This window comes from Halorubrum amylolyticum, from assembly GCF_004114995.1.
Lineage (GTDB): Archaea > Halobacteriota > Halobacteria > Halobacteriales > Haloferacaceae > Halorubrum > Halorubrum amylolyticum.
This window is the reverse complement of record NZ_SDJP01000015.1, coordinates 1-22,113: the sequence shown is the minus strand read 5'-3', so window position 1 is coordinate 22,113 and position 22,113 is coordinate 1. Positions and strand designations below refer to the sequence as shown.

Below are 22,113 nucleotides of genomic sequence, written 5' to 3'. Positions count from 1 at the left end.
ATGCGCATCGACATCACCGACGTTCACAGACGGTACGGCGACGTGCCGGCGCTCGACGGGGTCGACTTCACGGTCGAGTCCGGCGAGGCGTACGGCCTCGTGGGAACCAACGGCGCCGGCAAGTCCACCCTGTTCGGGCTGATCGCCGGCCACGACCGCCCCGACGAGGGGGGGATCACGGTCGGCGACCGCGACGTGCGGGAGCTGGGGTGGCGCATCCGCGAGGCGATCGGCGTCCTCCCCGAGGACCCCGGCTTCCCGCCGGGCGAGACGGGCCGCGAGACGCTGGCGTTCCACGCAGACGTTCGCGGGATCGGCGCGAGCCCCGAGGACGCGGCCGAGCGGATCGCGGGCGCCGCGGCGACGGTCGGGCTCGCCGACGCGATCGACCGCCCCATCGACGGCTACTCGAAGGGGATGCGCCGCCGGCTCGGGCTCGCGGCCGCGCTGCTCGCGAACCCGTCCGTGCTCCTGCTCGACGAGCCGACCGCCGGGCTCGACCCGAACGGGGTCGCCGCGCTCCGGGACGTGCTGACCCGCGTCCGCGAAGAGACCGGCGTGACGATCCTGCTGGCGACCCACGCGCTCCGGGAGGCCGAGCGCGTCTGCGACCGCGTCGGCGTCCTCGACGACGGCCGGCTGGTCGCCGAGGGGACGCCCGACGAACTGGCCGCGGACCACGGGGACGGGCTCGAAGGCGCGTTCGTCTCGCTCACCGGGGGTGGTCGCGATGCCTGAAGAGAGCCCTGCCGAGCGCGGCGAACGCGCCGCCGACGCGACGCCTCCCGAGCCGACCACGGACGGCGGGGTCGCCCTCGACGGGGCGGCCGCGGCGAGCGGAGCGAGTGGGGCGGCGACAGACGAGCCCGCGGCGGCCGATCCGGCCGACGAGTCCGAGACCGCGCACGAGACCGACGCCGACACGATCTCGATCCCGCTCCCGCGCCCCCGGATCGTCGCGCGGATCGCGCGGCGGGAGACGCGGTTGACGACTCGCCGCGGCTGGACGGTCGGCCTGACCGTCGTCTTCGCGGCGTTCGCGCTCCTGCTGGCGACGTTCAGCGGCTCCGGGGTCGCGCCGACCGGCTACGAGCCGGTGGTCGCGAGCTACGTCGAGCTGGCGACGTTCCTCGTCCCGCTGGCGGCGCTGGCGTTCGGCCACGGCGCGGTGATCGGCGCGGCCGAGCGCGGGCGACTCGGCGTCGTCCTGACCCTGCCGGTCTCGCGCGCCGAGACCGCGATCGGGGTGTTCGCCGGTCGCGCGGCCGTCCTCGGCTCCACGGTCGTGCTCGGCTTCGGCGTCCCCGGACTACTGTTGCTCCGCGAGTACGGGCTCGCCGGCTGGCCGACGTTCGCGTGGTTCCTGTTCGCGACCGCCGCCGTCGCCGTCGCCCTGCTCGGGATCGGGGTCGCGATCTCCGCGCTCGCGCCGGCCTCGACGATTGCGCTCGCGGGCGCGCTCCTCGTGTGGGCGTGGGTCGCCTTGGTCCACGACCTGCTCGCGATGGGCGTGCTCGCCGCGCTCGACGGCGCGGGCGGGTTCGTCGCCGCCGCGGTCGCGGCCAACCCGGTCTCGACCTATCGGCTGCTCGCGCTCGCCCCGACCGACGCGGGCGGCGCCGGGCTCGCGGCCGCGCTCGACAGCGGGCTCTCCGTCGGCGTGCTGGTCGGCGTCCTGCTCGGGTGGGTCGCGCTCGGCGTCGTCGTCGCCGCCGTCGCGATGCGCGCGAAGCGGATTTGAAGGGGTGTGGCGTGGGAGATCGGTGGTGTGGCGTGGGGTACCGTTCCGATTCAGGTGTCATCGCGCGACTCAGGGGGTGACCTCCGGGAACGGCCTCCGAGTTCCGTCCCCTCGGTCACAATCCGAGCTCGCGGCCCAACACGACGTGTTGGATCTCGCTCGTCCCCTCGCCGATCTCCATCAGCTTCGCGTCGCGGTAGAAGCGCTGCGGCGCGAAGTCGGTGGTGTAGCCGTAGCCGCCGAGCGTCTGAACCGCCTCCTCGGCCACCTCGCGGGCGGCCTCGCTGGCGTCGAGCTTCGCCAGCGCCGACTCGCGAGTGACCGACTCGCCGGCGTCGTACGTCGTGGCCGCCTTGTGCGTGAGCAGGCGGGCGCGCTCGGTCTGGCGGTGCATGTGGACCACCTTGTCGCGGATCGCGTCGAACTTCGCGATCGGCTTGCCGAACTGCTCGCGCTCGCCGGCGTACTCCTTGGCGGCCTCGTAGGCGCCCTGCGCGAGCCCCACCGAGAGCGCGGCGATGGAGATCCGCCCGCCGTCGAGCGTCTTCATCGTCTGCGTCCACCCCTCGCCCTCCTCGCCGAGCAGCCGGTCCTCCGGAATCCGCACGTCGTCCAGCGAGATCTCACAGGTGGGCGAGCAGTTGAGTCCCATCTTGTCCCAGACGGTCGTGATCTCGAACCCGTCGTCCGCGTCCGGGTCGACGATGAACGTGGAGATGCCGTCGTAGCCCGCGTCGGGGTCGGTGACGGCCTTCACCAGCACGCTGTTGGCGACGTTGGCGTTCGTGATGAACTGCTTCGTCCCGTTCAACACGTACTCGCCGGCGTCGGCGTCGTGCTCGGCGGTCGTGTCCATGTCCGAGGCGTCGGAGCCGCTTCCCGGCTCCGTGAGCGCCCACGCGCCGAGCTCGCCGCCCTCGGCGAGCGGCCGGAGCCACTCCTCTTTCTGCTCCGGCGTCCCGAACAGCTCGATCGGCTTCGCTCCGAGGGAGGTGTGGGCGGCGTACGAGAGCCCGATCCCGCCGGAGACGCGGCCGAGCTCCTCCGTGACGAGCGCGTACATGAGCTGGTCGCCGCCGAGCCCGCCGTACTCCTCGGCGACCGGCACGCCCATCATATCGAGGTCGTTCAGATCGGCGAACACCTCCGCGGGGAACCGGTGGTCGTCCTCGATCTCCTGGGCGATCGGCCGGATCTCCTCCTCGCAAAACTCCCGGACGGTGTCGCGGATCATCCGGTGTTCCGCGGGCAGCTCGAAGTCCATGGGCAAGAATTGCGACGCGGTGGCATAAAAGATACGAACGACCGTGATCGTTTTTCGCGGACGACGTGCCGCTCCCTTCGTCCCGATTTCTTCGTCCCCGACGTGACCATTTATCAGTCACCGCCGCCTCGGACCGTCCATGGAGCTTCGCCGGCTCGTGCGCGGTCGCGTGGACTGGCCCGACATCGAGCGGGTCGTCCGCGAGCTGGCGGACCGGTACGACCGCGACGAGATGCGGGTGCGCTTCCTCGACGCCGACAACTGGCTGTCGACCCCGATGGTGGTCGACGACGACCTGTTCGTCAAGGTGATCACCCGTCAGAACACGCTCGTCCACGCGCTGTTCACCACCGGGCGGAACCTCGGCGCCTTCTCCGCGGGCACCGAGGGCTTTTTCGAGCGCTACGAGACCCCCTACGAGATGGCGCGCCACGAGCTGGAGGCGACCCGGAAGGTCCGCGATATCGGCGTCAACGCCCCGGAGCCGATCGAGGCGCTGGAGGTCGGCGACCTCGGCGTCGTCGTGCTGGAGTACCTCCCCGAGTTCCGCACGCTCGACGAGCTCGACGCCGAGGACGTGGCCGCGCTCGCCCCGGCGCTGTTCGCCACGCTCCGGACGATCCACGACGCCGGCCTCGCTCACGGCGACCTCCGCGCCGAGAACGTTCTCGTGCGTGACGGCGACCTCTACGTCATCGACGCGACGAGCGTGAGCGAGGAGGGTCGCGCGTCCGCGCGCTCGTACGACCTCGCGAGCGCCCTCGCCGCGCTGGAACCGCTGATCGGCGCCGCCGACGCGGTCGACGCCGCACTCGACAGCTACTCGACCGACGAGATACTGGCCGCCCGGCGGTTCCTCGACTTCGTCGCGATCCGGCCGGACCACGAGTTCGACGCCGCCGAACTCAACGGCGAGCTGGAGAAGCGAGCGACGTAGCAGTAGTTGTTGACCCAAACCGTTATAGTTATTCCCACTCTATGTGGGAACATGACCACGGTGGATTCAAAGGGGCGAATCGTTCTCCCACAGGAGGTACGAGAACGTCTTCATATTACACCGGGTACAGAAGTTGAGGTCCGCGAAGAAGACGGAAAAGCGGTTGTTATGCCCGAGGATAGCCCCGACGAAATTCTCGAACGGATGGAACAGCTCGTCGAGGAAGCATCGTCGAACCGAGAGGAGACGACGCCGCTTCCTGAAGGGGCCGATCCGATCGCTCAAAAGCATAGAGATGCCGTTCGACGGGGATCAGAGAACCACAGTGATGAGTGACTCCGGTGGCCCGTATCTGTTCGATGTCGGAGTAATTGCCCTCGCACACTCGACGGCTCCGGTTCGCGATGCTGCACTCTCTCACGTTCGGGAGGGTATCGCCGGAGACATCGATGCCGTCGTCCCGTATCCCGCGCTGTTCGGAGCCCACACTGTCCTCACGACGTACTACGGGTATTCGAACGCAGACGCTTCGCGCCTGCTCCAGAATTTCATGGATGCCACTCGGATCCATTGGTACGACCAGATGCCCCCAGATGTAGTTCGGGGTGGATTTTCACGGGCAAGCGAGGCAAACGTCGATGGATGGGACGGGTATTACGCTCAGGTTGCGATTGACGAAGGAGTGAATACGGTGTTGACGATCGACGATGACTTTGAACGGTTTGATGCGTTCGAGACCGAGGTTATTCTTTCACCCGACGAGTTCGTCGAACTGAACGGGTTCCTTGAGAACTGATTTCAGCCCTGTTTTTAAATAAAGAAACCGTATTCTCAACTACTGGTGGGGGAAAGCGGGATCCGACGAGGCGGTCTCAGTCCGCGGCCGCGTCCGGCGTCTCGTCGGTCGCTCCCGTGCGCTCCCGGCTGACGGTCCAGATCCCGGCGGTCATCAGCGCGCCGCCGACGAGGTACCCCGGCCCGAGCGCCTCGCCGAGCAGCGCCGCGCCGAGCGCCGCCCCGACCGCGGGCTGTGCGAAGAAGAAGACGGCGACCGTCCCCGCGGGTACGAACTCCAGGCCCTTGTACCAGAGGTACCACGCGGCCGCCGTCGACCCCAGTCCGAGGTACAACACGGCGGCGACCGACTCGATCGTCACCGGAATGTCGGCCGGCGAGACGCCGAGGTACCACAGTTCGCCGGCGGCGAGGGCGCCGAGCATCGGCACGCTCGCCAGCGAGGAGTACGTCGCCGCGCGCAGCGCGCCGTGGCGCCTGACCGCGGGCAGCCCCCAGACGGTGTAGCCGGCCCACGCCGCGCTGCCGATCAGCAGCAGCGCCACGCCGACGGCGTTGCCGGCGGCCATCGATCCGAGCTCGTACTGGCCGGCGATGACGACGGCGGTCCCGACGCCGGCGACGGTCATCCCGCCCGCCTTCGCGGCCGTGACGCGCTCGCCGAGCACCGCCGCGCCGAGCAGAACCGTGAACACGGGCGTGAGCACCGTCAGCAGCGACCCTTGGCTGGCGTTGGTCAGCTCCGTGCCGACGAACTGCGTCGCGATCGTCAGCGTCACCCAGCCGCCCAGCGCGACGAACGCCGGCCACTCGTCGCGGGACGGCGTGGAACCGCCGCGACCGGCGACGACCAACCAGAGCGCGCCGCCGCCGACCGCGACCCGGAGAAAGCCGAGCGTCACCGGCGGGATCAGCGCGAACCCCCACTTGCTGACGACGTACATCCCGCCCCACAGCGCCGCGGCTACGAGGGGAGCGAGGGCGAACGCGTATCGGCCGGGACTCGGTGACATGCGAATTCGATCGGTGTTCGGAGGGCGTGAGAGACGACCGAGACTCAGCCGCCGAGGTACAGCTGCGAGACCTCCTCGTCGTTGAGCAGTTCCTCGGGCGTGCCCTCGAACCGGACCGTCCCCTGATCGAGGACGTATCCCCGGTCGGAGATGCCGAGCCCCTTCGTCACGTTCTGTTCGACCATCAGGATCGCGGTGTCCATGTCGTTGACCTCCCGTACGTCCTCGAACACGTCGTCGGCCGTGTTGGGCGCGAGCCCCGCGGACGGCTCGTCGATGAGCAGCACGTCGGGCTCCATCACCAAGGCTCGGGCGAACGCCAGCACCTGCCGCTGGCCGCCCGAGAGCGTCTTCGCCTTGGCGGTCCGCTTCCGGTCGATGATCGGGAACCGGTCGTACAGCGTCTCGATCACGTCTTCGAGGCCGTCGTCGCGGGCGACGCCGCCCATTCGGAGGTTCTCGTCGATCGTCAGCGAGCCGAACACGTTGTCGGTCTGGGGGACGTAGCCGATCCCCTCGCGGACGATCTCCTCGGGCGCCATCCCGCCGATTTCGCGGCCGTGGTACTCCACCGTCCCCGTCCACGGCGTCAACATCCCGAACGCCGTCTTGAGGACGGTCGATTTTCCGGCCCCGTTCGGGCCGACGAGACAGACGATCTCGCCCGGGTCGAGCCGGATCGAGCAGTCGTCGAGCACCTGCACCTCGCCGTACCCGCCGTCGACGTTCGACAGCGAGAGCACGGGATCGGCTCCGTCGGTGGCCCCTGCGGGCCGGGTGGTGTCGTCGCTCATGTGCCGCCTCCGAGGTACGCGTCGATGACGCGATCGTCGCCGCGGACCTGTTCCGGGGAGCCCTCCGTCAGGACGCTCCCCTGGTCCAAGACGACGATCGGGTCGGCCAGGTCCATCACGAACTCCATGTCGTGTTCGATCAGCAGGAACGTCGTCCCCTGCTCGTTGAGTCGCCGGATCTGGTCTTTGAGCTTCTTCGCCAGCGTCGGGTTCACTCCCGCCACCGGCTCGTCGAGCAGCAGCACCTCCGGCTCGGCGAGCATCGCCCGCGCGAGTTCGACGAGCTTCATCTGCCCGCCGGAGATGTCGGTCGCGGGCTGGGCCGCGAGGTGGTCGATCTCGAACTCCTCCAAGATCCGCTCCGCCTCGGCGAGGTTCGTCGACTCGCTCTCGCCGACCGCCCCCGGCGCGGCGAACAGTTTGAGGAAGGACTCGCCGGGCTGGTTCCGCGGCCCGACCAGCATCGCCTCGCGGACGGTCATCCCCTCCAGCTTGCGGGGCGTCTGGAACGTCCGGATGAGCCCGTGGTCCGCGACCTGATACGGCTCCAACCCGGTCACGTCGGTCCCGTTCACCTCGACGGTCCCGTCGTCCGGCTCGTAGAAGCCGGAGATGAGGTTGAACAGCGTCGATTTCCCGGCGCCGTTCGGGCCGATGAGCCCGGTGATCGTGCCGCGCTCGACCGCGAACGAGGCGTGGTCGGTCGCCGCGAGCCCGCCGAACGACTTCTGGAGGTCGTCGACGCGGAGGACGGCGTCCTCCTTCGGGAGCGCGCCCTCACTCATCGCCACCACCTCCCTTCTGTTCTCTGACGCCGCTGTCCGGCGTCTCGGGCGTTCCGCCCCCGTCGACCGCGCTCGGCCAGATCAGCTCCCGCTGCGGCGGGAGAATCCCCTGCGGCCGGTAGCGCATCACCGCGACGATCACGACCCCGATCAACAGCAGCCGCAGGGGCGCGGGGTCGATCGGCAGCGCCACGTCGTTGAGAAAGCGCGTCCCCTCGCGGATGGTGACGATGACGATGCCGCCGAACAGCGCCCCGCGGTTGGAGCCGCTGCCGCCGAGAATCACGGCGACCCACGCGTAGAACGTCGTGATCGGGTCGAGATCGCCCGGCCCGACGTAGAGGTTCAGGTGGGTGTAGAACACGCCCGCCAGCGCCATGATCAGGCTGCCGAGCACGAACGACTGCATCTTGAAGGAGTAGGTGTTCTTGCCGAGCGCCCGCGCGAGGTCCTCGTCCGAGCGGATCGTCCGTAACACCCGCCCCCACGGCGACCGGTGCGCGCGGCGCAAGACGAGGAACGCCGCGCCCGCGAACGCGAGCACGAGCAGGACGTTCAGCGACGCCCGCCAGAACGACGTTTCGAGGAGTATCGGCGTTCCGGGGATCACCACGAGCCGGAGCCCCGGCATCGCCTCCGGGAACGTCGAGAGCACCGGCCACCCCTGGAAGAAGCTCGGAATGCCGCGCAGTCCCGCGCTCCCGTTGGTCAGCCAGCGCTCGTTGAGGACGATCAGCCGAACGACCTCCGCCAGTCCGAGCGAGGCGATCGCGAGGTAGTCGGCCCGGAGCCGGAGCGTCGGGATGCCGATGAGCAGCGCCAGCACGAACGCCGCGACGAGCGCGACGACGAGCCCGACGAGCGGGTTGAACCCGCCCGCGATCGGCGAGCTGTCGGCGGTCATCAGCGCGGAGCCGTACGCGCCGATCCCGAAGAACGCGGCGACGCTGAAGTTGATCAGCCCGGTGAATCCCCACTGGGCATTCAGCCCGAAGGACAGCAGCGCGTACATCCCTGCGAGTCCGACGAGGAACAGGAAGTACGTCGGGCCGAGCGCGCCGGTGAGCAGCGCGGCGAGCAGAAACAGCGCGAACGCGGCGCTGACGCCGAGCACCCACGATTCGGGGCGGCTCAGGCCCGAAAGCGCTCTCCTCGGGTCGTCGAGGAGGCTCACGTCGCACCCTCCCCGGCGATCCCGTTCGGCCGGACTAACAGCACCGCGACCATGATCACGAACGCGATCGCGTTCGCGTATTCGATGCTAATCAGGTTCTCGAGCAGGGTCGCGAGCCACCCCGGCCAGATCGGTAGCGCCTCGACCACGCCGGAGAAGAACGGCGTTAGCTGGTTTATCATGCCGATGAGGAAGCCGCCCGCCATCGCGCCGTAGACGGAGCCGATCCCGCCGAGGATCACCGCTGCGAAGATCACGAGCAGGAGGTTAAATCCCATCCGCGGCGAGAGCTGGTTGAACAGCCCGAGGAACACGCCACCCGCGCCGGCGAGGCCGGCGCCGATGACCCACGTCCACAGCTTGACTCGCTTCGTTCGGATACCGCTGACCCGGGCCAGATCCGGGTTGTCGGCCATCGCCCGCATCTTCCGGCCGAGGTCGGTGTACTGGAGCAGAACGTGAAGCCCGGCGACGAGGACGACCGCCGAGCCGACGATCGCCACGTCGTGTAGCGTCACCCGGACGCCGTACGGCACGAGCGACTCGATCGGGCGAAGCGGCTGGATTCCGAACCGAGTGAAGTCGGAGCCGAACCGGATCTGGATCACCGCGCGGTAGATGAAGGCGATCCCGATCGACGTGATCAACAGGCCGATCGAGTCGACGTCGAGCGGCTCGTAGACGAGCTTCTCGGTGCCGACCGCGACGACCGCCGCGACCGCGATGCCGACGACCAGCGCGAGGAAGAAGCCGTACGGCAGCCCCAACACCGCGCCGCCGAGCCCGCCGACGGCGCCGAAGGTTACGAGCGCCGCGTACGCGCCGACGGTCATCGTGTCGCCGTGCGCGAAGTTCGCGAAGTCGGCGATGCTGTACACCAGCGACAGCCCGATGCTGCCGAGGACGATGATGCTGCTGAAGACCAGCCCGTTAGCTAGGTATCCGAGGACGGTCATCGGTCGGGATCAGCCTTCGACGAAGTCGATCCCTTCGTACGCGTGGTCCTGGACCTCGAGGACCTGAAGGAACCCGACGGGGTCGCCGTTCTCGTCGAAGTCGATCGGACCGCTGACGCCTTGGTAGTCGACATCGTCCGGGCCGCCGCCGTCGGCGAGGATCTGACTGGCGGCCTCGAAGGAGGTCGCCTCCTCGCCCTCGGGGCCGGAGACGCGCCTGACGGTGTCCTGTAGCGCCGAGCCGGTGAACTCGTCGGCGGCCTGGATCGCGAGCGCGGCGTTCATCACGCAGTCGTAGGCGTACGCCGCCCACGACGTCGGCTGTTGGTCGTACTCCGACTCGAACTCCTCCGTGAACGTCTGGTAGTTCTCCTCCTCGACCGGCGCGGAGGGAACGACGATCTTCATCCCGTCCATGCTCCCCTCCGGCGTGTTCTCGATCACGTTGTCGCCGGAGACGGAGTCGGCGCCGTAGAACTGCGCCTCGTACCCGGACGAGTACACCTCGTTGACCATCGTCGCGAACTCCGCTTGGTAGGTGATGAACAGCCACGCGTCCGCGCCGGAGTCGTTCATCTCGGAGATGACCCCCGAGTAGGACTGCTGTTCCTGGTCGTGCGGGTTGTTGTACGCGATGTCGCCCTCCCACGCGTTCACGAACGCGTCGGTGAGGCTCTGTCCGTAGTCGTTGTTGACGTAGGTGATCGCCACCTCGTCGTAGCCGTCGTCGGCGATGATGTCCGCGAGCGCGATCGACTGGGTGCGCCCGGACGGCGACATCCGGAGCAGCCCGGGGAAGTCCGTGAGGTTGAGCCCCGTGGAGTTCTGGCTCAACTGGACCACGTCGGTGTCCTGCACGACGCTCTCGTAGATCGCGAGCGAGACCCCGGAACCGACCGCGCCGATGAGGAACGGGACCCCGTCCTGATTGACGAGCTTCTGGGCGGCCGCGATGCCGCCCTGGTTCTCGCTCTCGGAGTCCTCGACGATCAGGTCGAGCTCGCGCCCGTCGATCCCGACCTCGTTGACCCGCTGTAAGGCGAGTTCGACGCCGCGCTGGTTCCGCTCGCCGAACGCCGACAGCGACCCGGTCAGCGAGTCGACCATTCCGATCTCGTACGGGTCGGCGTCGCCGCCGTCGCTTCCGTCCCCACCGTCGCTCCCGTCCTCGCCGTCGCTTCCGTCCCCGCCATCGCCGCCGTCGCTCCCGTCGTCGCCGTCGCTTCCGTCTGACCCGTCCTCACCGTCGTCGGTCGTGCTGAGACAGCCCGCGAGCGCGGCGACCCCCGCCCCGCCAGTCAGTTTCAGCAGCGTTCTCCGGTCGGTCAGGTCCATGCTATTGCGTGACATATGTTGTCTGTAGTTCCCGTGGACGTACGGGCATCTGAAACCCTACCCGTCCATGGTCGGTTGAGACGTATATCCCCCTCACGCGCCGCAATATTTGCTTCGAGGGATTTCGTTCTGACATACGATGTGAAATAATTGGTCGGGTGGCGTTATATCCCCGTCGGCCGCCCTCGTGATCGTATGATTCCGCCCATCGCGAGCAACTTCGTCGCCGGCGAGACGCCGGCGGCGGCGCTCGCGCACGTCGAATCCCTCAACGACCGGGGCGTGGCCGGCATCCTCAACCTCCTCGGCGAACACTACGAGGAGCGACCCCCCGCCGACGCCGACGCCGACGCGTACGTCGACCTCGTCGAGGCGATCGCCGACCGAAACCTCGACGCCTGCGTCTCCGTCAAGCCGAGCCAGATCGGGCTCGACGTCGGCGACGACGCCTTTCGGGAGAACCTCGCGCGGATCGTGGAGGCGGCCAGCGACTCCGCGTCGGGTGATTCCGAGGGCACGGGAACCTTCGTCTGGATCGACATGGAGGACCACGAGACCACGGACGTGACGCTCGACGCGTTCGAGCGCCACGCGGTCGAGACCGACGGCAACGTCGGCGTCTGCGTGCAGGCGAATCTGAAGCGCACGCGCGAGGACCTCGAACGGCTCGCCGACCTTCCCGGCAAGGTCCGGCTCGTGAAGGGAGCGTACGACGAGCCGGCGGCGATATCGTACAAGGAGAAGTCCCGCGTCGACGAGTCGTACCGCGACTGCCTCGCGTACATGTTCGAGGCGTTCGACGACGGGGTCGCGGTCGGGAGCCACGACCCCGCGATGATCGAGCACGCGACCGAGCTCCACGCGGAACACGGGACGCCCTACGAGGTGCAGATGCTGATGGGCGTCCGCGAGGCGGAGCAGTTCGACCTCGCGGCCGACCCCGACGTCGACGCCGCGGTGTACCAGTACATCCCGTACGGCACCAAGTGGTTCTCCTACTTCTACCGGCGGGTGCGCGAGCGCAAGTCGAACGCGCTGTTCGCGCTGCGGGCGGTCGTCGGGCGCTGAGCGCCCTCGATCAGGGATCGGCAATCGGGTCCCGTCGAAAATCCGATTGGTCAGATGCATTTACCGTGTATCCCGAACACGTTCGCCTGAGAGACCATCCCTCTTCGCGGCCGTGATCGATCCGAGAGATGGTTACTGAGATCGACCTGCGAGATTCCCCGCCCCGTGAGTTTCAAGACCGGATCTACGACACCCTCGACGAGACCGAGACGGATGCCGACGTGCTCGTCATCGCCGATCGAGACATCGACACGCATCTGATCCGGTACCAGATCGGACGAGACTTGACTCTCGATTGGGACCACGAGGACCCTGACGCGGAACCACGCGAGGTTCGGGTGTCCAAACAGGAACCGCTCGGTGACGGGGTGCTGGGGACGTTCGACGTGCGTGACCTGATCCCGCAGCGGCGACACGAGGTGTTGCTCGATACGTTCGATCGCTTGGGTCCCGGCGAGGGGTTCGTGCTGGTCAACGACCACGACCCGAAGCCGCTCTACTACGAGCTCCGATCGATGCACGGCGACGTCGTCGAGTGGGAGTACGCGAGCCGCGGGTCGGGTGAGTGGCGCGTCGAGATCGTGAAGACCGGCGCCTCAACGGCCGACGACGAGGACGTGATCACGCGATACGACGTCCGGGAGATCCCCAAACCGGACCGTCACGAGACGATCCACCACCGATACGGCATGATACCCGACGGGGAGACGATGGAGCTCATCGCCCCACACGAGCCCCGGCCGCTCCGTCGCGAGTTCCGGGAGCAGTACGGTGACGCGTTCGACTGGGAGATAGTCGAAAAAGAGCCCGGTCGCTGTCGGGTACAGATCACAAAGGCTGAACGAGGCGAATCCACATCCGACGGTGAGGATTCCACGTCCGCGACGTCTGACAATGATGGGGTATCCGCGGGAGCGTCCGACGAGGTTCCAGAGAGTACGGCGGAGCTCGACGTCCGCGACCTCCCACCCGCTCAGCGCCACGAGAGGATATTCGAGGCGTACGCGGACCTCGACGACGGAGAGGGATTCGTTCTGGTGAACGACCACGACCCGAAGCCGCTGTACCACCAGTTCGACGCCGAGGCTGGACCGGAGTTCCACTGGGAGTACCGCAAGCGTGACCCCGGCGAGTTCAGGGTGCTGATCGGGAAAGCCGAGTCGCACGGCGGCGACCCGACTGCCTCGGAGGACCCGAACGCACCGTTCTGACCAGGCGGTTTCGAAGACAGCCGTATTCGGAGGGAGACCGCGGATCGCAGTCCCGACGACGCGTGGCCGTCGCCTCAGGGGACCAGCCCCTTTCAGAACGGAGCGTCGGTCGATCCGCGACTCGGCCCCTCGTTCTCCATCGATCGTTCCATCGGATTCGACCCGATCTCGGTACCGCCCTCTGGGTCGGCGGTCACGTCCCCCGTCTCGAGATACGTCTCCTCGAGTTCGGCGAGCTGCCCGTTGATCGCCTCGCTCTGGTGATGCATGGGCGCCGCACGGACGCGAACGAGGTCGTACTCGTGCCGGTCCGAGAGCCCGTTCCACGCCCGGAACGATCCGATCGTCAGCGTGTGGGTCTGCGGACAGAACGGGGTCGTCGGCGTGAACTCCGCGCGGAGCACGCGGCCGATGTCTTCCGACTCGACGGCGTCGTCGGCGTCGTCGCGTTCGACGGCGTAGCGGTAGCCGGCGCTCGTGTGACGCGTGTCGAGGTTCAGCCGGGCGAGGTTGTAGTTGAACGTCATATCGTACACCTTCCGGTCCTCGAAGCAGTCGCGAGTGAGGCGGTGAAACGCGACGTGATCCGCTCCGGTGAGCAGGTCGTGAGGCTCGAGGAACTCGCCCGGTCTCGGGACGTGGTCCGAAACGAACTCGTCGTACCCGTCGAACAGGGCGTCGTCATCGGACCCGAACGGAGACGGAAAGCTGGGCATACGCGTCTATTCGAGATCGGGAGGGGTACTCCTACTCCCGTACATGTTCGGTGTGAACGGCTCGTCGCTCCGGAGGCGTCCGTCCCGTCGGCCGTTCTGTCCGCGAGTCGGGGTACAATCGACCTCACTCCTCGGCCCCCTCGTCGGGGCCGCGTGCCCGGCGCGGCGAGAACGAGCCCAACACGATCCGGTCGATCGAGTGAGGGCTGTGACGGACCAACACGAGGACCATGTTGAACACGAACGCGACGACGCCGACGCCCACCAGCACCCCGCCGAGGAGCGCCGGTGTTCCCGCGACCTCCAGCAGGTTCGCGCCGACGATCAGTGCGCTTCCGCCTCCGATGAGTACCCCGTCGATCGCGGCGAGCCGGTCGTCGTAGAGGTCGTCGATCATCGGTACGTCCTCTAACCCTAGCAGATCGCTGTACCGGTTGACCCAGATAACGAAGGGAATGACGTGGTAGAGCGTTCCCACGACGACGAACCCGATCGCTCCCAACAGCAGCAGGTGGCCGGCGTTCGCCGCGCCGAGCAGATGCTCGCGCGTCAACGGGTCAGATATCCACGCGGGCGCCGAGACGGCGATCCACAGCGCGAGTGCGCCCACCGCCACGATGTACCGCGTGTGCATCGGGGTCCGTTCGACCCGCATCTCGTACAGCTTGCGCGCTAGGATGAGACAGAAGGCCGACGCGGCGAACAGGATCAACAGACCGCCGACCCGGGCAGCGGGGGCGTTGGCCACCAGTCGGCCAGCGGCGAGCACGACCACGCCGGCGGGGTGCGCGACCTCCTCGACGGATCGGAGGCGGTGGTCGATCCCGTGTAGCTCCGTCTGCGTGAACATCGTACCGAGCTGGTACAGCGCTCCGTACACCGTCGTGAGAACGGCGCCGAAGACCGCGAGGGTCGCGTGGGCGCCCACCACTCCGGACCGGCTGACGCCGACCCGCGAGAACGTCGGAACCGTGAAATCGACCGCGAGGAGGACGCCGAGAACGGTCAACACGAGGAAGAAGCCGAGCGCACCGAGGAAGTGCCGTTCGGTGACGTCGTACTCGTCGACGGTGCCGAGCGTTCGGACGATGTTGTACGCGAAGGCCCAGAAGCCGACGAGCATGAGCGCCGCGAACGGGATCAGCCACGGCGTCTCGACCAGGAGAAACGCGACGACGAACCCGGAGAGACCGACGACGACGAGCCCCAACTGCAGGTTCGCGAGACGGCGCGAGTGGAGGGTCGCTCCCGACCAGACGGGGACGAACTGCGTCATCGCCCCCATGATCGTGATACAGATCCACCCGGCTAACAGGAGATGGACGTGAGCGAGCCGCCCCAGCCCCGGGACGGCGTTCAGGTGTAAGCCGATCCCCGCCCCGATTCCCGCGACGAGGAAAACGAGCCCGACGACGAAGTGTCGCAACGGGACCGTCATCGGGGGCTGTTGGTCCGTCTCGATGTTACCCGGGATGGCGCCCATGAGATCGGGTACGGTCTCCGCACACCTGACAGTACCACCGAAGATGTTCCCCCTCCGCCGGCTGTGGGCCACCGCTCACCGAGACGGAAGTCGACGGGTCTACAGATCGGCGAGACGGTTCACTAGCTGATCGGTACGCGCATCCCCCCGTACTGACCGCCTCGGACTCGAAACCTCTCTTCTGGTGGATTGCAGAGCCGCCGATCAGGAACCGGCGATCAGCGATCGGCGATCACGGGTCCAGCAGCTTCGACTCCGCCTTCCGGAGGTGTTCGAGCAGCGTCGTCTTCGACACGTCGAGGTCGTCGGCCAACTCGCGCGTGGACGCCTCTCGCGGCCACTCGTAGTACCCTGCCTCGCGGGCGTGCTCGTACACCTCGCGCTGGGTCGTGGTGAGCGTGTCGAGCCGCCGTTCGCGAGGGGACCGCCCCGGCTGTCCCGACGACGACATCGACTGCACGGTCACCTCGGCGCCCGCGCTCTCCTGGACCGCGTCGAGCGACTCCCGGATCTCCGTGCGCTCGCCGACGAAGCACACCTGCCACTCCTCGCGGCCGTCCTCGATCCGGACCGGGGCGCTGTGGACGAAGCCGTGTTCGAGCAGAGTCGGACACATCATGTCGGCGGGGTCGTACTCTAAGAAGAACTCGCGCACGACGTTGCCGGGGGCGTCCCGAGCGCGGCCGAACCGCTCCTGCAGTTCGAGCAGATCCCCCGCGCGGTCGGACGCGCGGATCGCGTCGAGCAGCTCCTCGACCTCCTCGTTCGTGTCCGCGAAGGCGGTGAACAGCCCGTTCACCGAGTTGGGCGCGTCGCCGTCCGCCTTCGGCGAGTTGTAGATCGCGTGGGCGAGGACGCCGCCGTCGGTCCGGTCCGTCGCCTCGATCGCCCAGCAGTTCGGGTGCCACAGGTCGAGCGTGAGCCGGGTGCCGGACCACTCCTCGCCCCCACTCGGGTCGGTGATTGCCATTGCTACCTCTTTCATGGGACCACATCACAAAGACTCTGACGACCATGGTCGGGTGGGATATTTGGGCGTGGCGGCGGAAACGACCGTCCATGTCGGACCCGTATCAACACTACATCGACGGCGAGTGGGTCTCGGGCACGGGCTCGGAGACCTTCGAGAGCGAGAACCCGGCGACCGGCGAGACGCTCGGGACGTTCGAGCGCGGGACGCCGGGGGACGTCGAGGCGGCGGTCGACGCCGCCGACGCGGCGTTCGAGGAGTGGCGCGAGCTCTCCCGGATTCAGCGCGCGGAGTACCTCTGGGACGTGTACCACGAGCTGCGCGAGCGGACAGACGAGCTCGGGCGAGTGGTCACGAAGGAGTGCGGGAAAGAGATCTCGGAGGGGAAGGCCGACGTGGTCGAGGCCGCGCACATGGTCGAGTGGGCCGCGGGCGACGCGCGCCACCCGAAGGGCGACATCGTCCCCTCGGAGATCCCCGCGAAGGACGCGTACATGCGCCGGAAGCCCCGCGGCGTCACCGGCTGTATCACACCCTGGAACTTCCCGGTCGCGATCCCCTACTGGCACATGGCCATCGCGCTGGTCGAGGGCAACACCGTCGTGTTCAAGCCCGCCGAACAGACCCCGTGGTGCGCGCAGATCATCGCGGAGATGTTCGACGACGCCGGGATCCCCGACGGCGTGTTCAACATGGTGCAAGGGTTCGGCGACGCCGGCAACGCGATCGTCGAGCACGACGACGTGGAGACGGTCCTCTTCACCGGCTCCGCCGAGGTCGGTCACCACATCCAGGACACGCTCGGCGGGGTCGCCGGCAAGCGCGCCGCCTGCGAGATGGGCGGGAAAAACGCCATCGTCGTCACCGAGGAGGCGGACCTCGACACCGCGGTCCACTCCGCCGTGATGTCCTCGTTCAAGACGACCGGCCAGCGCTGCGTCTCCTCCGAGCGCCTGATCGTCCACACCGACGTGTACGACGAGTTCAAAGAGCGGTTCGTCGAGGTGGCCGAGGACGTCGCCGTCGGCGACCCCCTCCAGGAGGACACGTTCATGGGGCCGCTCATCGAGAGCGAGCACTTCGAGAAGGTGTCCGAGTACAACCGGCTCGCGCGCGAGGAGGACGTGAACGTGCTCGTCGACCGGACCGAACTCGACACCGACGAGATCCCCGACGGCCACGAGGAGGGGCACTGGATCGGCCCGTTCGTCTACGAGGCAGACCCCGACGCCGACCTCCGGTGTACCCACGAGGAGGTGTTCGGGCCGCACGTCGCGCTCCTCGAATACGACGGCGACATCGAGCGCGCGGTCGAGATCCAGAACGACACCGACTACGGGCTCGCCGGCGCAATCGTCTCCGAGGACTACCGGCAGATCAACTACTACCGCGACCACGCCGAGCTCGGGTTGGCGTACGGCAACCTCCCCTGTATCGGCGCGGAGGTCCAGCTTCCCTTCGGCGGCGTCAAGAAGTCCGGGAACGGCTACCCCTCGGCCCGCGAGGCGATCGAGGCGGTCACCGACCGCACCGCGTGGACCCTGAACAACTCGAAGGAGATCGAGATGGCGCAGGGGCTCTCCGCGGACATCAAGACGAAGGACGACTAGGCGCTCCCGTCGACTCCGAGTCCCGTTTCCCGAAGCGCTTCGAGGGCCGCGGTCGGCGACGACGCGTCCGCCAGCGACCCGCGCGCGACGAGCCGCTTTCGAGGGCGCCCCACCGGCTGCGAGACCGACTCCGTCCCGAGGAGTCCCGCCTCGACGAGTTCCTTTTTTATCCGCGTGAACGTCGCCGAACTCCCGAGCCCGGCGTCCTCGCAGGCGCGTCGCAGATCGCGGTCGAGCGCGCTGCGGCGCGCGCCGGCGGCGTACGTTCGGACCCGAGCCCCGCCGCGGTCGAGGGGATCGGCGCCGGTCGCGTCCTCGTCGAGCAGTCGCAGGGCATCGTCCGCGACCCCGTCCCCGCACCGCTCTCGGAGCGCCCCGTACAGCCGGTGACGGCTCGGCGTCCGAAGTCGCACCGCCTCCGCGTCCGCGAGGAGGGCGTCGTAGCGGTCGCGGAGCGTCGCGTCGACGCCGATGCGACACCACGGCCCGCGATCGGCTGCGGCCGCGGAGTCGTCGCCGCGCTCACCCGCCGCCGCGACGAGCACGCAGCCGTCAGACTGCCCCGCGAGGACGGCGTTCGGCTGTGGCTCCGCGAGCGTTTGCAGGTCCCAGACCCCCGCCTCCGCGAGCGCCGCGAGCCGGCTGGCCGGGTGAAACCGGTCGGCGAGCGCGTCGACCGCCCGATCCCTCGCCAGCACCGTGAGCGTCGGGAGGTCGGCGGCCGGCGAGAGCGGATCGTCGTCGGCCTGCGCGGCCTTCGCGGTCGCACGCAACGCGTCGAGGTCCGGATCGACCGCCGCGGGCGCGGCGTCTCGGTAGGCCGCGACGAGGGCCGCGAGAAGCGGCGGATCGGGGTCGACGGCGACCGGGTCCGCGAACGACCCGATCGACACCGGCCCCTCCGCGAGCGGGAGGGTCGGAGACGAGGCGGAGGTCACTGCTCCGACTCTCCGTCGCGGTCGAAATAAGCGTGGTGGCGAAGCGGTCGACTCCCGGTCAGATCTCCTGCGGTCGGCCGGTCAGGCCACCTGTACGCGGGTGACGTGGCCGCCGCAGCCGCACTGCTCGACGTACTCGGGGTCGAGGCCGTACTCCCGTTCGATCGCGTCGTAGAGGAACCCCTCGGGGTGACCCAGATCTCCGTGGGTGACTAGGTTGACGTGGTTGCCCGCCGTCGTGTGGTCGATGGCGGCCAACGCGTCGCGGACCGCCAGCTCGGCGTCGTCCGCGTACTTCGGCTTCTCGAGGTTCGCCGACCAGGAGTTGTCGTGGACCTCGTCGGTGATCGGTTCGGCGGTCTCGTCGTGGTCGTGGCTGTCAGTTTTGCTCATCTTTCACCAAGCAGGAAACCCCGCCGCTTGCGGCGGGGAGGAATGCGACACTTGGCCGTCTGTCCAACTACTACGTTTCGTCGGTGTCGAGGCACTTCGCACCTTCCAACAGCAATCCTTTCCACGTGTATCCTCTCTTGTCTTTCAGTTCGGTTAGCCATTCGTGCTGTTCTTCGCTTACTTGCAACCGCACATCTTTGGTCATGCATCTTTGTTATTAATCGTGCGCTTTATGTGCTTCGATGTTGTAGGAGTATGTGTGACCGCCACCGCCACGAAAACGCTCGAAGCCACGCTCGCGCCACCCACGGCGCACAAAGAGCAACGGCTTCAGCGTACCGTGGCGACGTACCGGCGTGCGCTCTCGGAGTCCTTCGAGAGTGGCGCGGACACGCAGACCGCGGTCAACGATGTCGTCACCGGCTACAGTCTCACGTCCTACGCCAAAGACGCGCTCAAGAACTACGTCCCGCAACTCCGTCGGACGTACGACGCCGAGGAAGTGGACGACGACCACCCCGTCCGGTTCACGAACCGAGGCTGGAACATCGACCACTCCGAGGACAGAACGCACGAGTTCTGTTGGCGGGTCCCGCAGGCCGGGCGTGGCAACGCGTTCTGGATTCCGCTCCGCATCAACCCCGCACAACGTGAGTTGTGGGACGACTTGCTCGACGGCGACGTATCGGTCGGCGAGTTCCGACTGCAAGAACATCGCACCAACTGGGTGCTTCACGTCACCGTCGAATACGACGTAGCGGAACCAGACGAACCGGACGACCCGACGCCGGTCGGGTTCGACATCGGCGAATCCAAGCTCCTGACGGGCTGTGCCCTGACGGAAAACGATACTCCGACCCAACCGTACATCTACGACGGCGGACGTGCCCGGTACCTCCGCAAAGAGATGCACACTACGCTCCAACGGCTCCAAGAGCGTGACGCCGCCGAGTGGCGCGTGGACGAGCGATTCGACCACTACCAGAATGCCCTGACGGATATTGTCGAGAAGGCGTCTCGGCAAGCCGTCGAGTACGCCCGACAGTTCGAGAATCCGGTTATGGTTCTGGAAGACCTGTCGTACATCCGCGAACATCTCGACTACGGGAAGTGGATGAACCGCCGGCTCCACAACTGGGCGTTCGCACGTCTCACCGGACGTATCGAGGACAAGGCCCTCGAAGCAGGCATCCCGGTACGGGCGGTGAATCCGGCGTACACCTCGCAGACGTGTCACGCCTGCGGCCACCTCGGTTCTCGCAGTTCGCAGGCGGCGTTTCGATGCACGAACGCCGAGTGTTGGGTGACGGAGTATCAGGCTGACATCAACGCGGCGGCCAACATCGCTGGTCGCCTTAACCCGTGGAGAGAGAGCCTGCCTTGGAAATCGGCAGGCGATGACTCGCCTCGGGATGGGAGTGGCTGTGACACCACCACGGGACACCGGGAGGCGAGTCGGGAATCCCGACAGACGACCCTCTCGGCGTACAGTTCCGAAACCCCCTCGCGTAGCGAGCCTTCCCTTGGAGGAAGCCCCGCCGTTCACGGCGGGTGAGGATGTCACGAGTGGTAGGTGGGACGGCTCGGGGCCGGCTCCGCGTCGGTCTCGGCGTCGGCACCGCCGTCGGTGTTCGCGTCGGTCTCGGCGTCGGCGCCGCCGTCGGTGTTCGCGTCGGTCTCGGCGTTCGCGTCGACCTCATCGGTCGCCTCGGGGACGGCGTCGGCGGCGCCGACCGCCTCATCATCGTCGAGCGGTCGGTTCGGGAGGTCGTCGACGAACTCGCGCACCACGGTCCGCTCGACCCGCTGGAGCGTCTCGCTGCACGTCGACTTCGCGATCCCGACGTGGTCTGCGACCTCGGTCAGCGTGGACTGACGCGGCACGTCGTAGTACCCCAGCTCGACGGCCGCGAGCAGGAGCTCCTGCTGCCGGTCCGTCAGCAGCCGCACCGGGTCGACGCGCTGGCGGACGCGCTCGACCTCGTAGTCGAGCCCCATCTCGTCGAACCGCTTGCCGAGCGCCGCGACGCGCTCGTGTTCGCCGGTGACGTCGACCTCCGCCACGCCGTCCTCGATGTCGAGCGGCATCTCGATCGGGAGCCCCGAGCGCTTCGCGGCGACCAGAAGCAGCGGGGCGGTCGTCTCGATCCGGACGGTCGCGACCCCGTCGCCCCGAGCCATCACCGACACCTTCGAGAGCGCCCCGTGGTCCCGCATCTCCGCGATCACGGCGTCGACGTCGCGGGCCGTCAGTCGGATGAGCGCGAAGCCGGCGCTCTCGTCCGGCACCGCGGTGAGCACGCGGACCCCGGCGTCCGGGAAGTCGCGCGATACGTCGGCTATCCACGGTCCGTCGGGCAGATCGACCAGTAAGCGCGCCTGTGGCATGGGTGATCAGTGGGTGGGGTCGGGGGTCGTCATCTTCCGGTCTGTGCGCGTTGGCGTGCGGTCGCCTCTCGCGTGCGGCCCGTCACTCCACGTAGACGGCGCCCTTCATGCCGACCGCCTCGTGGGGCGTACAGACGTAGGTGTACGTTCCGGACTCCTCGAAGGTGTACTCGAAGGTGTGACCCTCCTCGCCGACGGTGTCGCTCTCGAACGAGCCGTCGGAGCCCGACACGTTGTGATCGCCGCCCTGTCCGACCCACTCCCAGACGACGGTCGTGCCGGAGGAGACCGCCACCGCGGCCGGCCCGAAGGTGAGCCCGTCGTTGGCGCCGACGTCGACGGTGACCTCGTCGGCGTCCCGCATGTCGACGGTGCCGTCGTAGTTGCTCACGTCGTCGAGGAACCCGTCGTAGTTCGGCTCCTCGGAGAGGTACTCCTGTCCGCCGCTACCCCCGTCGGACCCGTCGCTCCCGTCGCTTCCGCCATCGCCCCCGTCGCTGCCGTCGGAGCCGTCGCTGCCGCCGCCGCCGCCGCTGCCGCCG

The 22,113-nt window shown here is 68.0% G+C and carries 23 protein-coding genes; 9 read left to right on the top strand and 14 right to left on the bottom strand.

Annotated features, from left to right (window positions below; genetic code table 11):
• Together ESO89_RS11130 and ESO89_RS11125 are read left to right on the top strand one after the other, a co-directional pair.
• Positions 1-738, top strand: coding sequence for an ABC transporter ATP-binding protein (locus ESO89_RS11130; RefSeq protein WP_128905581.1), 738 nt, complete (start codon positions 1-3; stop codon positions 736-738).
• Positions 731-1,741: an ABC transporter permease gene (locus ESO89_RS11125; RefSeq protein ID WP_128905580.1), complete on the top strand. Its 1,011-nt coding sequence runs from the start codon at positions 731-733 to the stop codon at positions 1,739-1,741. The genes ESO89_RS11130 and ESO89_RS11125 overlap by 8 nt, the downstream gene beginning before the upstream one ends.
• Before the next feature lie 115 nt (positions 1,742-1,856).
• Here the strand turns inward: ESO89_RS11125 and ESO89_RS11120 are convergent, their stop codons facing one another.
• Positions 1,857-3,005: an acyl-CoA dehydrogenase family protein gene (locus ESO89_RS11120; RefSeq protein ID WP_128905579.1), complete on the bottom strand. Its 1,149-nt coding sequence runs from the start codon at positions 3,003-3,005 to the stop codon at positions 1,857-1,859.
• Positions 3,006-3,144: 139 nt separating this feature from the next.
• On the opposite strand from ESO89_RS11120, the gene ESO89_RS11115 reads away from it, so the two are divergent.
• The 3 genes from ESO89_RS11115 to ESO89_RS11105 are packed head-to-tail and all read left to right on the top strand — an operon-like array spanning position 3,145 to position 4,738.
• Positions 3,145-3,942: an RIO1 family regulatory kinase/ATPase domain-containing protein gene (locus ESO89_RS11115; protein WP_128905578.1), complete on the top strand. Its 798-nt coding sequence runs from the start codon at positions 3,145-3,147 to the stop codon at positions 3,940-3,942.
• Between the two features lie 51 nt (positions 3,943-3,993).
• Entirely contained in the window at positions 3,994-4,278 is a 285-nt protein-coding gene (locus tag ESO89_RS11110) for an AbrB/MazE/SpoVT family DNA-binding domain-containing protein (RefSeq protein ID WP_128905577.1), read from the top strand.
• Entirely contained in the window at positions 4,271-4,738 is a 468-nt protein-coding gene (locus ESO89_RS11105; protein ID WP_128905576.1) for a type II toxin-antitoxin system VapC family toxin, read from the top strand. The genes ESO89_RS11110 and ESO89_RS11105 overlap by 8 nt, the downstream gene beginning before the upstream one ends.
• A 76-nt stretch (positions 4,739-4,814) precedes the next feature.
• On the opposite strand, the gene ESO89_RS11100 is transcribed toward ESO89_RS11105, so the two are convergent.
• Genes ESO89_RS11100 through ESO89_RS11075 form a run of 6 tightly spaced genes read right to left on the bottom strand, consistent with a single transcriptional unit; the run spans position 4,815 to position 10,809 of the window.
• Positions 4,815-5,750: a DMT family transporter gene (locus ESO89_RS11100; protein ID WP_128905575.1), complete on the bottom strand. Its 936-nt coding sequence runs from the start codon at positions 5,748-5,750 to the stop codon at positions 4,815-4,817.
• 44 nt (positions 5,751-5,794) lie between these two features.
• A complete protein-coding gene (locus ESO89_RS11095) occupies positions 5,795-6,544 on the bottom strand; it encodes an ABC transporter ATP-binding protein (protein ID WP_128905574.1) in 750 nt (249 codons plus the stop codon).
• On the bottom strand, positions 6,541-7,329 hold the full coding sequence (locus ESO89_RS11090; RefSeq protein WP_128905573.1) for an ABC transporter ATP-binding protein: 789 nt from the start codon (positions 7,327-7,329) through the stop codon (positions 6,541-6,543). The genes ESO89_RS11095 and ESO89_RS11090 overlap by 4 nt, the downstream gene beginning before the upstream one ends.
• On the bottom strand, positions 7,322-8,503 hold the full coding sequence (locus ESO89_RS11085) for a branched-chain amino acid ABC transporter permease (protein WP_128905572.1): 1,182 nt from the start codon (positions 8,501-8,503) through the stop codon (positions 7,322-7,324). The genes ESO89_RS11090 and ESO89_RS11085 overlap by 8 nt, the downstream gene beginning before the upstream one ends.
• Positions 8,500-9,459, bottom strand: a complete 960-nt coding sequence (locus ESO89_RS11080; RefSeq protein WP_128905571.1) for a branched-chain amino acid ABC transporter permease — start codon at positions 9,457-9,459, stop codon at positions 8,500-8,502. The genes ESO89_RS11085 and ESO89_RS11080 overlap by 4 nt, the downstream gene beginning before the upstream one ends.
• A gap of 9 nt (positions 9,460-9,468) precedes the next feature.
• On the bottom strand, positions 9,469-10,809 hold the full coding sequence (locus ESO89_RS11075) for an ABC transporter substrate-binding protein (RefSeq protein WP_128905570.1): 1,341 nt from the start codon (positions 10,807-10,809) through the stop codon (positions 9,469-9,471).
• 180 nt (positions 10,810-10,989) lie between these two features.
• On the opposite strand from ESO89_RS11075, the gene ESO89_RS11070 reads away from it, so the two are divergent.
• Positions 10,990-11,862 carry a proline dehydrogenase family protein gene (locus tag ESO89_RS11070; protein ID WP_128905569.1) on the top strand — a complete coding sequence of 291 codons (873 nt, stop codon included), beginning with the start codon at positions 10,990-10,992 and terminating at the stop codon, positions 11,860-11,862.
• Between the two features lie 128 nt (positions 11,863-11,990).
• On the top strand, positions 11,991-13,073 hold the full coding sequence (locus tag ESO89_RS11065; RefSeq protein ID WP_128905568.1) for a DUF2249 domain-containing protein: 1,083 nt from the start codon (positions 11,991-11,993) through the stop codon (positions 13,071-13,073).
• 92 nt (positions 13,074-13,165) lie between these two features.
• Here the strand turns inward: ESO89_RS11065 and ESO89_RS11060 are convergent, their stop codons facing one another.
• The 3 genes from ESO89_RS11060 to ESO89_RS11050 form a co-directional block, all read right to left on the bottom strand.
• Positions 13,166-13,789, bottom strand: a complete 624-nt coding sequence (locus ESO89_RS11060; RefSeq protein WP_128905567.1) for a hypothetical protein — start codon at positions 13,787-13,789, stop codon at positions 13,166-13,168.
• Positions 13,790-13,913: 124 nt separating this feature from the next.
• Entirely contained in the window at positions 13,914-15,272 is a 1,359-nt protein-coding gene (locus ESO89_RS11055; RefSeq protein ID WP_128905566.1) for a heme-copper oxidase family protein, read from the bottom strand.
• A gap of 232 nt (positions 15,273-15,504) precedes the next feature.
• The gene (locus tag ESO89_RS11050; protein WP_128905565.1) at positions 15,505-16,242 is read right to left on the bottom strand and encodes a helix-turn-helix domain-containing protein; all 738 of its coding nucleotides are present in this window, start codon (positions 16,240-16,242) and stop codon (positions 15,505-15,507) included.
• Between the two features lie 89 nt (positions 16,243-16,331).
• Between ESO89_RS11050 and ESO89_RS11045 the strand changes: the two genes are divergently transcribed.
• Positions 16,332-17,852, top strand: coding sequence for an aldehyde dehydrogenase family protein (locus ESO89_RS11045; protein ID WP_128905564.1), 1,521 nt, complete (start codon positions 16,332-16,334; stop codon positions 17,850-17,852).
• On the opposite strand, the gene ESO89_RS11040 is transcribed toward ESO89_RS11045, so the two are convergent.
• Entirely contained in the window at positions 17,849-18,790 is a 942-nt protein-coding gene (locus ESO89_RS11040; protein WP_128905563.1) for a transcriptional regulator TbsP domain-containing protein, read from the bottom strand. The genes ESO89_RS11045 and ESO89_RS11040 overlap by 4 nt on opposite strands.
• A gap of 81 nt (positions 18,791-18,871) precedes the next feature.
• Positions 18,872-19,183, bottom strand: coding sequence for a CGCGG family putative rSAM-modified RiPP protein (locus ESO89_RS11035; RefSeq protein WP_128905562.1), 312 nt, complete (start codon positions 19,181-19,183; stop codon positions 18,872-18,874).
• A 259-nt stretch (positions 19,184-19,442) separates the two neighbouring features.
• Between ESO89_RS11035 and ESO89_RS11030 the strand changes: the two genes are divergently transcribed.
• A complete protein-coding gene (locus ESO89_RS11030) occupies positions 19,443-20,738 on the top strand; it encodes an RNA-guided endonuclease TnpB family protein (RefSeq protein WP_128905561.1) in 1,296 nt (431 codons plus the stop codon).
• 5 nt (positions 20,739-20,743) lie between these two features.
• On the opposite strand, the gene ESO89_RS11025 is transcribed toward ESO89_RS11030, so the two are convergent.
• Positions 20,744-21,571, bottom strand: coding sequence for a helix-turn-helix domain-containing protein (locus tag ESO89_RS11025; protein ID WP_128905560.1), 828 nt, complete (start codon positions 21,569-21,571; stop codon positions 20,744-20,746).
• Positions 21,572-21,653: 82 nt separating this feature from the next.
• On the bottom strand, positions 21,654-22,113 hold a 460-nt coding region (locus ESO89_RS11020), incomplete at its 5' end, for a halocyanin domain-containing protein (protein WP_128905559.1).